Raw genomic sequence first — 12,154 nt, 5'->3', positions numbered from 1 at the left:
CACGCATCCCCAGCAGCTGCACGGCGCCGGCCGCCGGCACTCAGGCACGCTGGACCACCAATGCCCGGTGGATGTCCCTCGACTCCCAATCGGACGGACGCCAGATGGCCGCGTCCTGGCCAGCACGGGTCAGCGCCTCGATCCATGTGTCCTGCGCCTGAGTCGTCCTTCCCTTCTGGGTCTTCAGCTCCCGGAACAGCACACGGCCACGCACCGGCTGCACCAGGACCAGATCAGGAAAGCCCGGCTCCGAACGCCTGCTGTCATGCGTGTGATAGACCAGCCAACCCAACGACTTCGCACCGGCCACGACCTGCTCCTGGAACTCCTTCTCAGACCAGGCCAATACAGACCCAGCCAAACCACCAGTACTCACGGGGTCACCCTCTCTTCCTCGGTCTGGACCTACGTCTGCTCTTCTTCTTGGGCTGGGGAGGTGGCTGGGCTCCCGCCCCTGCCCTGCCCGTTCCGGCCCGACCCGACCCGTCCCTACCCGTCCCGGTAAAGACAGCGCCCGTAGCCTTCGCTCCTGCGGATCCTGCTGATTTCTGCGGAAGCCCTGCGGACGGCTCGACAGGGGCCTCGACAACGGGAGCTGGCTTGGGAGCCTGCTCGACCGTGGAAGCCGCCTCAGGCCGGGTGTGGCCGTTGCCTGAAGGCTGTCCTGGAGCGATGGGCTGCGCCGGAGGCTCGGGAGCCTTGTAGCCGTTGCGCTGCGCCCAGTCGTTCGTCTTGATCCACTCGACCGTTGCCGGCGAGTAGTAGGGCTTCTGCGGTACCGGCAGAAGCGGGAGCGCCGTATCGGCGTCCGGGGCGTCGGAGCGGGACGAGTTGCACCCTTTGCAGGAGACCACGTAGGTCTCTACCGTTGCCGCTTGGCCGGGACTGCGGTGGTCGTACGTGCCGACGTGCCGGCCAGTACGAGCTCCAGGGGCGAACTTCACGACCTGGCCGCAGTAGCGGCAGGCGTCGCCGTCGCGCAGGCGGACCGGGATGATGAGGGCCGGGTTGGAGTTATCCGACTTCCGTTGCCTCTCCCACTCGATCTCCTCGCGCGTACGCATGTGGATGAACTCCGGGTCGTCCATGATCTTGTACACGGTGCGGGTGCCCTGGCCGTCGCCGAGGTCCCGCTCCTGCACCGTCATGTACCCGGCGAACATCGCCACCTCGAGCAGCTTCTCCGCCCGGGAGAACCCTCCGATCGCTAAAGCGGTGCCGCGGTTCACGACGTAGTCCGTCAGGTGCGCCGTGGACTGGGCCGCGCACCGGACCACGAAGCCGAAGACCTCGTTGACCAGCTTCTCGTCGGCGTCCTGGTGTTCTAGGACCCCCAACACCGTCGGGTGGTTAGCCGCGGTGTCTCCCATTCTCAACCAGGGCATTGCCGAACCTTCCTTCCGTGGACTCGTCGCCGCCGGCCTTTACCGGAGCGGTTTGCTGCTCGTGCTTCGCTTCGCAATCACGAGCCAGAGAGGGGACCACCTTCACGTCCCCGCACACTGCACAGATCCAATGGGCGTCGTACTCCCCCGGGCTCATCGGCGGTACGCCATCCGCTGGGCCGCGGCAGCCATGCGCCGCAGCCACTCCTTGAACTCCCGGTCCTTCGTCCCATTCCCCGGGACCGCGAGAGCCGTCCGCGCCAACACCTCGTACTTCACGAACGGCCTGCACGCCTCCAATGCCGCCTCTCCGGCGAGCGCGAGTTGTGCCTGGTCGTTGATGCTGAGGGTGGCCCACGGTTGGTCGAGTGCCTCGGCAATAGCGCGGCCGGCGGCTTCGGCTGCTGGGTGGCGGTTCACTGGTCGCTCCCGTCGAGGGCTTGGGCGATGCGTTGCACAACCGGCTCGGCGCAGCACTCGTCGTAACCGAGGCATCCATCGGCCCCAATCTCACCGACCAGCGCCCGCACCCTGTCGAGGCGGGCTTCGGCGACTTTGGCGCGGCGGTCACTGTCGGCGGTGAGTTCCCGCATGATCGCGTCCACGATCGACGGCACGGCGTCTATCGCGAGAGCATCACTGAACGCAGTCCTGTCCACGATGTACCGGGCGAGGACAGAGTTAGCCGCGACCGCTTCCTCGGTCAGCCGTTCGACCTCGGCCAGCAATGCGGACGCATCGGCTTCGGCGATATGTTGCTGCCCAAGGAATCCTTGGGAGGCTCGTTCGCGGATGGCTGCCAGATTCTCCGGTGTCAGTTCCGCGCTCATGCCTCGTCCTCCTCGTAGGGGCTGGAGCCGCGGGTGCGGCCGTCCAGCCAGCGTCCGGCTTCGCCGAGGTCAGTGACGTCCCCGAAGCCGAATGCAAGGATCCGGTTGAACTGGAGGGCGTGGGCGATCTTGCGCAGCTGATAGGCGCCCAGGCCGAGCTTGGCGAGGTCAGTGCAGGCGTCCAGGAACTCGGGGGCCTCGGCTGGCCCCAGGACAGCGTAGATCTGGGTTTCATCCTTGGCGGCGGTGACCTTCGCCGCGAAGCCCCTCGCGAACGCCGCGCTCTCCGCCTCTCGCTGGGCCTTCTGGATGCCAAATAGGTCGATCATGCTGCTGCTTCCTTTCTTCCGTCTTCGAGTGCGTACTGCAGGGGCGGGAGCCGGTTGGCCCAGCCGTCCCGCCATTCCTGGAGGTCGTGGTCGAGCTCGTCGCCGTCCTCCGCCCGGATCGGCATCAGCAGGCCGAGGAACGAGTCGCCGCAGCTGATGAGCATCCGCTTGTTCGTCTCCGTCGGCTCGATCGACAACGGCTTCTTGTAGGAGGCCGCGGCGTGGGCAAAGAGCTGGAGCAGCTTCCCGTTCGTCACGATCCGCGATGGGACCTGCCGGTCGGCCGCGATCGCACCCCAGAACACGCGGGCGAGGTTCGGGAACACGTCCGTTGTCGCCCCGTTCGGGATCGAGTACGCCTTGCCCGGGAACAGGCCGGAGATGTCGATGAAGGTGATCTCCCCGTCGGAGATCGTGATCCGCAGGGCGTCGCCGATCTCGTCCTCGGGCTGGTTCTTCCCTGCCTTGAACACGGCCAGCAGCTCCTTCACCGTGGACGGGTCCAGGTCGAAGTGATCCTCCGCCGGGTCACCGGTCAGGCCCTCGTGCTCCCACACCGAGACGATGGCCATGGCCGCCGACGCCGTGTTCGTTGCCTGCACGTACACGTGCTCCCCGGTGACCGTGAAGTGCACGACCTCCAGCCCGGTGGCCGGATCCGAATGCACGTGCGGGATGACCGACGCCAGGGCCCGCCTGAAGTCCAGGGTGTTCAGGTCCAGGATCACCGGGAGTCACCGCCCCTGTGCAGCACCGTATATGCCTTGCCGTCGGCGAGCACTGCCGCCAACCAGCGCGAGTCCACGGCGCCGCTCGTGCCGATCTGACGCCACGCGCCGGTCTTGCCCCTCACGAACGGCAGACGGCCATCAGCGATGATCGAGAACGCCTGAAGGGCATCCAGCTCGTCCCTCGTCGCCACGGTCGGGTGAAACGCGTCGTATGCTGCTGCGGCCGCTGCCTTTGCCTCGTCCCCGGTGAGGTGGAACGTGTGGCCCTGCTCGAGCATCTCCATCGTCCCGCCGTTCGGGCGGATGCTCAGCTTGACGGTGTCGCGGATCGCCTGCGCCGCGACTTCAATCTGCCCTGCGCTGATGTTTTCGCCGGCCATCGCTACCTGCCCTCCTTTTCGCTCCAGGACTCGGCATGCTCCTTGAGGATGAGCACCTTCTCGTTGGTGACGCCTGCAAGCCCTGCCGCTGTGCTGCCCCACAGGCTCTTGCCCTCGAACAGGACGAACACCTCTCGGCCCGGCAGCTTCTCCCACGAGGATGCGCCAACGGTCTCGATGACGCGCATGATGTGGTCCGCGCCGTAGCCGGTGCCGACCCGCCTGGCAAACTTCCCGTTGTCGTCCTTCTCTGGGGTGTCGAGGCAGTATCCGCCGACCCCGATCCCTCCGCCCTTCCATTCGAGGTGCAGCCACGCGGTGAAGATTCCGTGGTCTTCGAACTGCAACGCGGTGCCCTTGATGGTCGCGGGCTGGCCGGTGTAGGTCTTCCCGTTGTGCTCGATCGAAACAGTCATGGTGCTCATGCCGCGTCTCCTTGGTTGTTGCGGCGGTCGATGGCCTCGGCCCACTGGGCAGCGACGGCCGCCACCTGGATCAGCTCCGTGCGCAAAGACACCGGATCGGATTCGGCGAGCGCTTCGAAGACTTCCTCGAGGAGGATGTCCTTCCAGGTGAGCATTCTGTTGGCTGCCCGATGGTCAGTCGTACGGGTGGCTTGGGCGGCGAGTTCTTGGGCGTCGAAGACGCTTTCGCCTCCCATGGCGGCGAGGGGGAACTCTCTGGGGCCGGTGCCGTCGGGGTGGTTCTGTTCACCCCACTTCTCGTTCTGCCGGGTGCGTTCCGCTGCCACGTCGGCGAGCGCGAGTGTTCCTGGGGTGGTTTCGGTGGGCGGGGTGTTGTCGATCTCCGGTAGTTGGTAGGCCCGGAGGACCTTGTTGGCGGTGGCGATGAGGCCGGGGCGGATGTCTTCGCTTTTGGTGACGAGTGTTTCCGGGATGTTGGTCTCGGCGGTGAAGTCGACGGCTCTGGCTGAGACTTGGATTCTGATCGTGGTCATGGTGTTTGCTCCTGGGTGTGGCAGTGGTGGGTGCAGGGGACGATGTCGTCTGTTGCCTGGTCGAGTGCGCGGCCGTCGCAGGCCCGGCACTTGCCGTGCAGGCATTCCGGGCCGATGGCCGGTGCGGCGCCGGTGACCTCGACGACGTCGCCGGGCAGCAGGCGGATCGGGTTGAGCCAGCCGACGGCCCAGATCCGGACGTGGGCGGCCAGGGCTTCCACGATGGCCAGCGGGCCGACAGTGGTTGTCCCATCGGCGGGGTTGGTGCACTCGATGGTCCGGCCGATGTCGCGCTGGCAGAGGTCCGCGGCTTGCTTCTGCGTGGTCAAGACGCCTCCTCGACGGCTTCGTAGGTGGCTTCGAAAATGTCCGGCTTGCAGGGGTAGAACTCGCCTTGGACTCCTTGGATGATCCAGTCGCCGAGGTTCGCGTGGTGGTAGCCCTCCAGCGTGGCGATCATCATGCGGCCGTCTCGCGGGTCGATGCTTACTCCGCTGGCCGGGCAGGGCTCGCGGCCCTCGATGACAGCCATTGGCTCGAACGAGCCGAGGGTGTTCTCTTCGATCCACAGATAGATGCCGTGCCACTCCCGGGTGCTGCCGATCAGTTGCCGGGCTTCGATTTCGACGGGCTTCTTGCGGTACTTCATGCTGTTGCTCCTTGTCTTCTGGTTGCCCTGACGGTGGCGCGTAGCGTGTAGGGGCAGTGCTTTGCTTCGGGGTGGGCTGCTGCCCTGGGGTTGGATGCGGTCCGGATGATCGCGAATGTTGGTGCGGCGAGCAGCTCGGCGCCGGTGGCCCTGGCGATCTTGTGGATCTCGAACATGGCGATCGTGCAGAGGCCCTGGGCTTCGTCCGGGGTGGGTTCGGTGCGGTTGTGGATGCCGGTGATCGGCCACACGGCCTCAAACAGATCCGGGGCCGAGGACGGGGTTGGGAGTGGGGTGGGCGGGTTGGCCGCTGTCTTGGCCTTCACCGCCGCCCCGCCCCGCGGTGCCATGGCCAGCGGGTCACCGTGCTTCAGCATCCGCTGGTAGTGCTTCCCGCACTTTCCCCGGGTCTTTGCCTCTGTCTCGCAGCCCTCGACGTCGCAGGGCGGCTTCTGGGTGGCCATCACGCCACGTCCTTGTCCTGGGAACGCTCACGGCCGCGGCGCCGATACAGGGCGTACCGCTGTTCCGGCGTGAGCCCACCGAACATCCCCGAGCGCTGCCGGCCGTGGATGGCTCCCTCTACCGCCATGGCCGCGTCCAGGCACTGCTGGGCTACCGGGCAGCACGCGCAGATCCTGGCCGCGACGTCGTACGCCGTCGGGTCGCTGAGGTTCTGCGGGAACCACGGATCAACGCCCTTCTCCGTCCATCCCCGGCATTCGGCCAGCTCCCGCCAGTCAATCGCCTGGGAGGCCCGCTCCGGGGACTCCACCAGCCGCCGTGCCCTCGGCCGGGCTAGCACGGCGGTTCCTGTTTTGGGTTGGGGCGCTCGGCCTCCCAATCTGCCATCAGCTCGGCGTAGGATGCGGTGCCCACCGCCGCGACAGCCCGGACATTCTGCGTGAACCGCAAGACACCGACCTCATGACTCGCGAACTCGAAGGCCTTGGCCCGGTCGGAGAACTGGCCGGCCAACAGCAGGCCCTGACGGCGTGCCGGAACGCCGGGAGACTGCCATACCTTGGCCGCCCACCAGCCGTCGACGTAGCGAACCACGGCGCGGGGCCACACCGCCCCGACAGGGGCCGACAGGGGTGCGTACTGGGCAGAAGCCGCCGACAGGTCCAGCTCCAACAGATCATCTGGTCTCGGGGCGGTCATGCCTCGTCCTCGCCGTCGTCCTCGAAGTCGTCATCGTCGGCTTCGTCGGCGGCGCGTAGTTCCTCGACCTCCCTCACGTGCTCCGCCCAGTGCGCCGCGACGACCTCCTCGGCCGGGGTCAGCTTGTAGCCCAGGTGGTCCTCGCGGATCGCCCGCCATGCCGCCAGCCGCTCCCCCGTGTAGTACATGAAGGGGTTCCAAGCATGGAAGGTGCCGATGTCCTCGCGGAAGTGGTCGAACGCCAGGAGCAAAAGCAGCTGCTCGGCCGAGAGCTTCCGCATCACGAAGTCGTAGCCGTCGTCTCCCGGCTGCACGCCCAGGAGCGACTTGAGAACGTCGTCGCCCACGACCTCCTCCACCAGCCGGGCCCCGAGACCCAGCACGACGCCCTTCTTCTTCGGGGCGAGGATCAGTGCCTTCAGGAAGTCCGTCTCCACGGCGACAGCCGTCCTGAGGTCCTGGATCATCTGCTCGCGGGCAGCCTGGGCCTTCGCCTCGGCGATCTCCTCCTCCGTGGGCTCCCGCGGCACCTCCTCCGCTTCGGTCCGCTCGCGCAACCAGAAGCCCCAAAGCTGCTTGTCGCTTTGCTCGTCCAACACCAGCGACCAGCCGCCGGCCGCGGCGTCCTCCACGCCCAGGCTGCTGGTTTCCTGCACCTGGTACTTGGCGTGCCAGTCCCACCGCTGCCCCTCGGGCCGGTCCATCCGCGGGATGCCGGCCTCGTCCGCGGCCTTCTCCAGGGCGGGGCGGGTAACCTCCAGCCATTCGAGCTGCCGATCCGCCCGCTTCACCGTGTAGGACCAGTCGTAGCTGCCCAGATTGTTCTCCAGCTGCTCCACCAGCTCCGGGTGGTCCGCGAACCGGGCTATATCGAGGGCCTTCTCGATGGTGACCTGGTGGGCGGCGACCTTCGCCTGCGTCTCCTCCGAAAGCCTGGTCAGCTTCAGCCGCTCCACCACCGTCTTCCGGGCCCGGCCCGTCGCCTTCGCGATCTTATTCAGGTTCAGGCCCTCCAGCTCGAGCTGCTGGTACGCCTTCGCCTCCTCGATCGAGCTGATGTCCGCCCGCTGCAGGTTCTCCACCAACATGGCCGTGATCTGGTCGGCCTTGCTCACAAGGTTGTGGTTGATCACCACCGGCAGATACGACAGGCCGGCACGCTTCGCCGCCGCCAAACGCCGGTGGCCGGCTATCACCGTGTAATCACCCTCCAGCGTCGGATGCGGCGCCACCGTCAACGGCTGCAGGATGCCCTGCGCCCGAATGCTGTCCGCCAGCTCGTCGATGTCACCCACCTCGGCACGGATGTTGCCGTCGTGGTTGCGCAGCTTCTCGATCTGCATGTCCTCGAACGTCGATGTCTTGCCCATGCTCAGTTCTCCCCTTCAGGTCTTGTCTCAATCAGACGGCCCGCAGCGACCTCGCATTGCAGGGCCTCCACCAGGTGGGTTACCGCCGTCGCCGCAGCGCCGAGGATCTCGGCCAACGGCTCGGCGCGTTCAAGCTTGTAGATCGCCCTGTGCAGGACCGCCTCGGCCGCCAACGTCAGGTCCGCGGCCTGCTGCGCCGCGGCATCACGCCGCTCGACCTCCCGCCGGGCCGAAGCCCTGGCGATCGTCTGCAGACGGGCTGCGTGCAGGTCCACGGTGTTGCCCAGGAACTCCGCTTCGGTCGGTGGCACACTCACAGCAACTCACTCCCCAACCCATCGCGCCGGTCCAGTTCGGAGAGGTCCTGCCCGATCAGATCCAACGTCGAATACCGGCGCCGTGCCGGCCGGAACGCATAGGCCAGGGCAAGCCACAGAACCTGCACCAGCGCGGCCACTGAGGCAAGCACGCCGACCAGGAAGACCAGCGCCAGGCAGGCTGCCACGACGACGGCCACGATGTTCAGCAGGAATGCTGCACCGACGCTCATGCCCCGGCCCTCCGTTCGCCTTGGCCGTCGTCCAGGACGACGCCCACCGCGGCGCCCATGAGCAGCAGGAACCCCAGCACGGTCGCCCCGTTGGCCAGCGGGTAGGTGGCCAGCCACACGACCGCGCCCACGGCCGCCAGCGGCGCCCAGATCAGGGCACCACGGCGGAACGCCGCCTGCTCCGGTGATGGTGTCCTCACGATGCCTGCCCTCCAAAATCGAATGCCTCGGTCTCCGGCGCGGTGCGCGGGACGATGGGTGCGAACGACGCTGCGTCGCGGTTGTTGACGAAGATCCGGCCAGTACAGGCCGACCAGTGGCCGGTGATCTCGACGCTGATCCGGGCGTTGCCCGGCCAGACGGTCCTGGCCGCCCTGGCCACCGAATCCTTCAGCTCCGCCCGGTCCTTGTAATGGACCATCGGGCGGTCCTTCCGGGGCTTCTCGCCCGTCGGCTGGATGATGATCTGCCGCGACACCCGCGCCTGGCTGCTCATTGCGCCAGCCTTCTGGCTTCGTTGGCGAGCCCGGCGATCGCTGCATCCGCCTCCGCGAACACGTTCTCCACCCGCGAGATCGATGCCCGCATGCTTGCCGCGACGTCGAGCGCCACGATGAAGTCCTCCCACCGGCTGGCTTGCAGCTCCATGACTGCCTCGGGGCCGCGGAACACGGCCACCCGGGTGCGGGCCTGCTCGATCAGCTCCCCTGAGCGGCGGACATAGTCCCCGCAGACCTTCGGCTGGCCGGTCCCCTCGAGGTACGCAGCCCGCTCCAGGTACTTCTCCGCCCGCTGCATGTAATCCACGGCCACGCGCAGATTCCGGCGCCGGGTTCTCTCCCGGGCGGCCGCTAGACCCACGGCGGCGTTCATGCCGCGTCCCCCGCCTGGTGGACCGGCGCCAGGCCGAGCTTCGCGCCGAGCTGCAGCGCGAACTCCTGCCGGATGTACAGCGTCTGGCGCACCTGGCCGTTGTGATAGCGCGGTGCCTCATGCTGCGGCCGCAGATCGAACCACTCGATGTACCGCGCATACGGGCGGTACTCGTACTCCTCCACCTTGCGCTGCTTCGCCTGCGACCACCGCCAGCCGATGCTGAACCGGTAGATCACCTTGGCCGCCAACAGCATCTCGCGGGCCTTCGGATCCGAGATCCCGAACTGTGCAGCCCAAACCCGGACCAGTGCCGCGTCACCGTTCGCCACATACCGGTCGTGGTAGGCGATGGCCGGCGCCGCGGCTTCCAACGCCGCGGCCATGACCTGCTTCTCCTCCTCGGCCTCCAGCACCATGCGCGCCAGATCGGCACGACTCACCAACTCCGGATGCACCTGAGCCGGGGCCGTGGAGTAGGTACCGGTCTTCCGGATGGCCGGCAGTACCTCGGCGGTGATCCAACGCTGGAAGTCCTTGATGCGCTGCCGCGCTGCCGGATCGGTCATTCGTCCGGTCTGGCGCTGGATGATCGCCCGGTACAGGCCAGGCTCCGAAATGATCGACACCTTCTGGGTGCCGCCTAGGGTATTCGTCTCGTGAATACCCTTCTCGTCCTCGTCCAGGACGCGGGTCATGTTCGTCGTCAGGTCATACCCGAGGACCGTGGCCACGTCCTTCGCCACGAACCAGGGCTGGCCGTCGACGTCGACGGTGCGGACCATCGTTTCGTCGAATTCGAATCGCTGGAGGTCATTCACCGGGGATCTCCTTTCACGACGATCCGATGCTTCTGCTCCGGATCGATCACCACCGGGCCATCAGCGCGGTCATGGGTGCGGCGCTCCTGCAAGCCCAGCGTCCGCCGGATCAAGTTCGGCAGCGTCCGCGGGGCGGCTGGCGCCGGGACGCCCTGGGGGGTGGGCGTCCCGGCGGTCTGGCCCCGGCCGGCCTGGGGGGTGGCCGACCGGGAGTCTATGAGGGTGAGAGAGGCGGCGTTCGCCATGGTGCGCCAGCCGCTCTCCCACTGGACGGGCACGAAGCCCGGGTACTCGGCGCGGTTCGCGTCGTCGTCGATGACGACACCGATGCCGCCGCGGCCCTGGGCGACTTGGTCACCGGTCTTGAAGTCCTCCGCGTTCACGAAGCCACCTCCTGCACCTCGGGAGTGCCGAACTCGCGGACCGCGGTGGCCAGAACGAGCGCTGCCGCCTGGATGCATTCCTCGCGGGTCGGACGACGCTCCCCCGCCGTGACGGGGTGCCGTGTCTCCGGTATCGTTGCCATTGAAATACCTCTTCCTGAATTGGTTTTCACGCCCTCAGCCGTTGCACCGGCTGGGGGCATTTTCGTTCTCGGACCGGCGAGCGCCGGATCAAGAGGCCTTCTTGCTCATTCCATGCTCGCTTCGAGCTGGATTCGTACTCACCTGAGTCAAAAAAAGATCCTCGACGCCAACGCCCAGAAACTTCGCAATCCTCAGTGCCGGCTCCGGCTCCAGTGTCTTCACCTGGCCGCTGACCAAGCGATTCATATAGCTATGCGACTTCCAGCCAGCGACTTTCGCCAGCCCCCTATTCGAAACGCCTTGGACAATCATGAGCCGCTGGAGCATCTTCCTGTCCCTGAGTTCCATCCAGAGATCTCCAATCGCTAGCTGCTTCCTGACGAGTTCCACCGTACTCCATTTCGATTCGTTGTGTCCACTTTCTGTACTCATTTTGCACTGCCGGTGTCCACGCGTCAACTCTTCTTTCACCGCTTCCCGCCTAAAGCCCCTGTCACGCTCCTAAAAACTTGTATTGTTCTTAGTGTCCACATTGGGCGGGCTCCCTGTGTCCACGCCTTTTGATCGCTTCCACCATCGATGGAGAGACTGACTCCGTGAACAGCAACAATCCGCTGGCCGACCTCATCAGGTCCGCACAGGAGCTGAACGGCTGGTCGGATCGAGACCTCGGGAAGCGGGCGGAGAGCCTGGGCTTGGATATAACCACGTCCAACTTCTCTCGCCTGAAGAATCGGGAACTCGTCTCCGTCAAGGGTTCGCTCATCAAGACCTTGTCCCGTGTCCTCAAAGTGTCCGAGGCCAAGGTGGCCCATGCTGCCCTGGCAAGCATGGGCGTTGAGATCTCCTACGACGAGCTCACAGTAGATGATGCTGTTCGCAATTCAACCGATTTCAGCGCCCGCGACCGACGGATCATCCAATCCGTCATGGACGCAATGCGCGACGAGCGAAGCGAGACAGTCCATGACGACCAGGAACAACCCGAAACGAATCCATCCGGCGAGCGCGTTGCCGGTGAGGGTGGGGCCGGGGGTGGTGTTGGCGTTGGCGAGAAGACGGAGGCCGTGGGTGCTTGGCGGCATGCGTTGGCGGCGTTCTTGTCGGCTGATGTGCGGAATAGGGCGGCGTGGCGTGATGATTTCTCGGCGGCTGATGGGGTTGAGCACAGCTTGTTCCCCGGGTCTCTGGACCGGGTGATCTTGACTCTTCCCGGGCGTGGCAGGGCTACGCATTTGGATGTCATGCGGCGTCCCGAGACGGCCGAGGCGCTTGCGACGGTCCTCGGTTTTCCGGAGCCTGATGCGGGCGACATCTTGTCGGAGGTTCGCGCGCAGCTGGCGCATGACTGGCTCTACGCTGATGCACGACTGGACCCTGAGGGTAACGCCGAGGGCGTTGCTTCCTGGGAGTCCTACGTGGATCGCCTCATGGAAGATGCCGACGAGACTGATTCCGACGAGATGCCGCCCGTCCATGAGTTGGCGGCGCACCACAACTTCAAGAGGGACCGGGACCGGTTCGACGAAGCACACGGCAATGCTGGGGAAGAGTCCCAGCTGGGACCAGACCAGGACTAATAGGGAA

General features: G+C 66.2%; 25 protein-coding genes. 1 reads left to right on the top strand and 24 read right to left on the bottom strand.

What is annotated here, in order from left to right; translation table 11 throughout:
- Nucleotides 1-40: 40 nt before the first annotated feature.
- The 24 genes from AB8M85_RS13750 to AB8M85_RS13635 all read right to left on the bottom strand — a co-directional run bounded on the left by AB8M85_RS13750 (nt 41) and on the right by AB8M85_RS13635 (nt 10,957).
- Nucleotides 41-376 (bottom strand): VRR-NUC domain-containing protein, encoded by a 336-nt coding sequence (locus tag AB8M85_RS13750; protein ID WP_372699404.1) that lies wholly within the window; start codon nt 374-376, stop codon nt 41-43.
- A 4-nt stretch (nt 377-380) separates the two neighbouring features.
- Nucleotides 381-1,385 carry a hypothetical protein gene (locus AB8M85_RS13745; protein ID WP_372699403.1) on the bottom strand — a complete coding sequence of 335 codons (1,005 nt, stop codon included), beginning with the start codon at nt 1,383-1,385 and terminating at the stop codon, nt 381-383.
- Between the two features lie 153 nt (nt 1,386-1,538).
- Nucleotides 1,539-1,805 carry a hypothetical protein gene (locus AB8M85_RS13740; RefSeq protein ID WP_372699402.1) on the bottom strand — a complete coding sequence of 89 codons (267 nt, stop codon included), beginning with the start codon at nt 1,803-1,805 and terminating at the stop codon, nt 1,539-1,541.
- Entirely contained in the window at nt 1,802-2,215 is a 414-nt protein-coding gene (locus AB8M85_RS13735; protein WP_372699401.1) for a hypothetical protein, read from the bottom strand. The genes AB8M85_RS13740 and AB8M85_RS13735 overlap by 4 nt, the downstream gene beginning before the upstream one ends.
- Nucleotides 2,212-2,544, bottom strand: a complete 333-nt coding sequence (locus tag AB8M85_RS13730) for a hypothetical protein (protein WP_372699400.1) — start codon at nt 2,542-2,544, stop codon at nt 2,212-2,214. Before AB8M85_RS13730 ends, AB8M85_RS13735 begins: the two co-directional genes overlap by 4 nt.
- Nucleotides 2,541-3,272, bottom strand: coding sequence for a hypothetical protein (locus AB8M85_RS13725; RefSeq protein WP_372699399.1), 732 nt, complete (start codon nt 3,270-3,272; stop codon nt 2,541-2,543). Before AB8M85_RS13725 ends, AB8M85_RS13730 begins: the two co-directional genes overlap by 4 nt.
- Nucleotides 3,269-3,655 carry a hypothetical protein gene (locus tag AB8M85_RS13720; RefSeq protein ID WP_372699398.1) on the bottom strand — a complete coding sequence of 129 codons (387 nt, stop codon included), beginning with the start codon at nt 3,653-3,655 and terminating at the stop codon, nt 3,269-3,271. The genes AB8M85_RS13725 and AB8M85_RS13720 overlap by 4 nt, the downstream gene beginning before the upstream one ends.
- Nucleotides 3,656-3,657: 2 nt before the next feature.
- A complete protein-coding gene (locus AB8M85_RS13715; RefSeq protein ID WP_372699397.1) occupies nt 3,658-4,080 on the bottom strand; it encodes a hypothetical protein in 423 nt (140 codons plus the stop codon).
- Nucleotides 4,077-4,613, bottom strand: coding sequence for a hypothetical protein (locus tag AB8M85_RS13710; protein ID WP_372699396.1), 537 nt, complete (start codon nt 4,611-4,613; stop codon nt 4,077-4,079). The genes AB8M85_RS13715 and AB8M85_RS13710 overlap by 4 nt, the downstream gene beginning before the upstream one ends.
- Entirely contained in the window at nt 4,610-4,942 is a 333-nt protein-coding gene (locus AB8M85_RS13705; RefSeq protein ID WP_372699395.1) for a hypothetical protein, read from the bottom strand. The genes AB8M85_RS13710 and AB8M85_RS13705 overlap by 4 nt, the downstream gene beginning before the upstream one ends.
- Nucleotides 4,939-5,262, bottom strand: coding sequence for a hypothetical protein (locus tag AB8M85_RS13700; protein ID WP_372699394.1), 324 nt, complete (start codon nt 5,260-5,262; stop codon nt 4,939-4,941). The genes AB8M85_RS13705 and AB8M85_RS13700 overlap by 4 nt, the downstream gene beginning before the upstream one ends.
- Nucleotides 5,259-5,726: a hypothetical protein gene (locus tag AB8M85_RS13695; protein WP_372699393.1), complete on the bottom strand. Its 468-nt coding sequence runs from the start codon at nt 5,724-5,726 to the stop codon at nt 5,259-5,261. Before AB8M85_RS13695 ends, AB8M85_RS13700 begins: the two co-directional genes overlap by 4 nt.
- A complete protein-coding gene (locus AB8M85_RS13690; protein ID WP_372699392.1) occupies nt 5,726-6,067 on the bottom strand; it encodes a WhiB family transcriptional regulator in 342 nt (113 codons plus the stop codon). The genes AB8M85_RS13695 and AB8M85_RS13690 overlap by 1 nt, the downstream gene beginning before the upstream one ends.
- Nucleotides 6,061-6,426, bottom strand: a complete 366-nt coding sequence (locus tag AB8M85_RS13685) for a hypothetical protein (RefSeq protein WP_372699391.1) — start codon at nt 6,424-6,426, stop codon at nt 6,061-6,063. The genes AB8M85_RS13690 and AB8M85_RS13685 overlap by 7 nt, the downstream gene beginning before the upstream one ends.
- Nucleotides 6,423-7,796, bottom strand: a complete 1,374-nt coding sequence (locus AB8M85_RS13680) for a ParB/RepB/Spo0J family partition protein (protein WP_372699390.1) — start codon at nt 7,794-7,796, stop codon at nt 6,423-6,425. The genes AB8M85_RS13685 and AB8M85_RS13680 overlap by 4 nt, the downstream gene beginning before the upstream one ends.
- Nucleotides 7,797-7,798: 2 nt before the next feature.
- A complete protein-coding gene (locus AB8M85_RS13675; protein ID WP_372699389.1) occupies nt 7,799-8,113 on the bottom strand; it encodes a hypothetical protein in 315 nt (104 codons plus the stop codon).
- Nucleotides 8,110-8,346: a hypothetical protein gene (locus AB8M85_RS13670; RefSeq protein WP_372699388.1), complete on the bottom strand. Its 237-nt coding sequence runs from the start codon at nt 8,344-8,346 to the stop codon at nt 8,110-8,112. Before AB8M85_RS13670 ends, AB8M85_RS13675 begins: the two co-directional genes overlap by 4 nt.
- Nucleotides 8,343-8,546: a hypothetical protein gene (locus AB8M85_RS13665; RefSeq protein WP_372699387.1), complete on the bottom strand. Its 204-nt coding sequence runs from the start codon at nt 8,544-8,546 to the stop codon at nt 8,343-8,345. The genes AB8M85_RS13670 and AB8M85_RS13665 overlap by 4 nt, the downstream gene beginning before the upstream one ends.
- Nucleotides 8,543-8,842, bottom strand: a complete 300-nt coding sequence (locus AB8M85_RS13660; RefSeq protein WP_372699386.1) for a hypothetical protein — start codon at nt 8,840-8,842, stop codon at nt 8,543-8,545. Before AB8M85_RS13660 ends, AB8M85_RS13665 begins: the two co-directional genes overlap by 4 nt.
- Nucleotides 8,839-9,159, bottom strand: a complete 321-nt coding sequence (locus AB8M85_RS13655; RefSeq protein WP_372699385.1) for a hypothetical protein — start codon at nt 9,157-9,159, stop codon at nt 8,839-8,841. The genes AB8M85_RS13660 and AB8M85_RS13655 overlap by 4 nt, the downstream gene beginning before the upstream one ends.
- A 56-nt stretch (nt 9,160-9,215) precedes the next feature.
- Nucleotides 9,216-10,040, bottom strand: coding sequence for a BRO family protein (locus AB8M85_RS13650; protein WP_372699384.1), 825 nt, complete (start codon nt 10,038-10,040; stop codon nt 9,216-9,218).
- On the bottom strand, nt 10,037-10,423 hold the full coding sequence (locus tag AB8M85_RS13645) for a hypothetical protein (protein ID WP_372699383.1): 387 nt from the start codon (nt 10,421-10,423) through the stop codon (nt 10,037-10,039). The genes AB8M85_RS13650 and AB8M85_RS13645 overlap by 4 nt, the downstream gene beginning before the upstream one ends.
- Nucleotides 10,420-10,566, bottom strand: a complete 147-nt coding sequence (locus AB8M85_RS13640) for a hypothetical protein (RefSeq protein ID WP_372699382.1) — start codon at nt 10,564-10,566, stop codon at nt 10,420-10,422. Before AB8M85_RS13640 ends, AB8M85_RS13645 begins: the two co-directional genes overlap by 4 nt.
- 88 nt (nt 10,567-10,654) lie before the next feature.
- Nucleotides 10,655-10,957, bottom strand: a complete 303-nt coding sequence (locus tag AB8M85_RS13635) for a helix-turn-helix domain-containing protein (protein ID WP_372699381.1) — start codon at nt 10,955-10,957, stop codon at nt 10,655-10,657.
- A 206-nt stretch (nt 10,958-11,163) separates the two neighbouring features.
- Here AB8M85_RS13635 and AB8M85_RS13630 point away from each other — a divergent pair, with 206 nt between their 5' ends.
- Nucleotides 11,164-12,147 carry a hypothetical protein gene (locus AB8M85_RS13630; RefSeq protein ID WP_372699380.1) on the top strand — a complete coding sequence of 328 codons (984 nt, stop codon included), beginning with the start codon at nt 11,164-11,166 and terminating at the stop codon, nt 12,145-12,147.
- The last annotated feature ends 7 nt before the right edge of the window (nt 12,148-12,154 follow it).

Origin of the sequence: Arthrobacter sp. JSM 101049 (assembly GCF_041679245.1) — a bacterium.
In the GTDB taxonomy this organism is placed as follows: domain Bacteria; phylum Actinomycetota; class Actinomycetes; order Actinomycetales; family Micrococcaceae; genus Arthrobacter_H.
The sequence above is the reverse complement of the archived record's forward strand: the minus strand, read 5'-3'. Positions and strand labels throughout refer to the sequence as shown.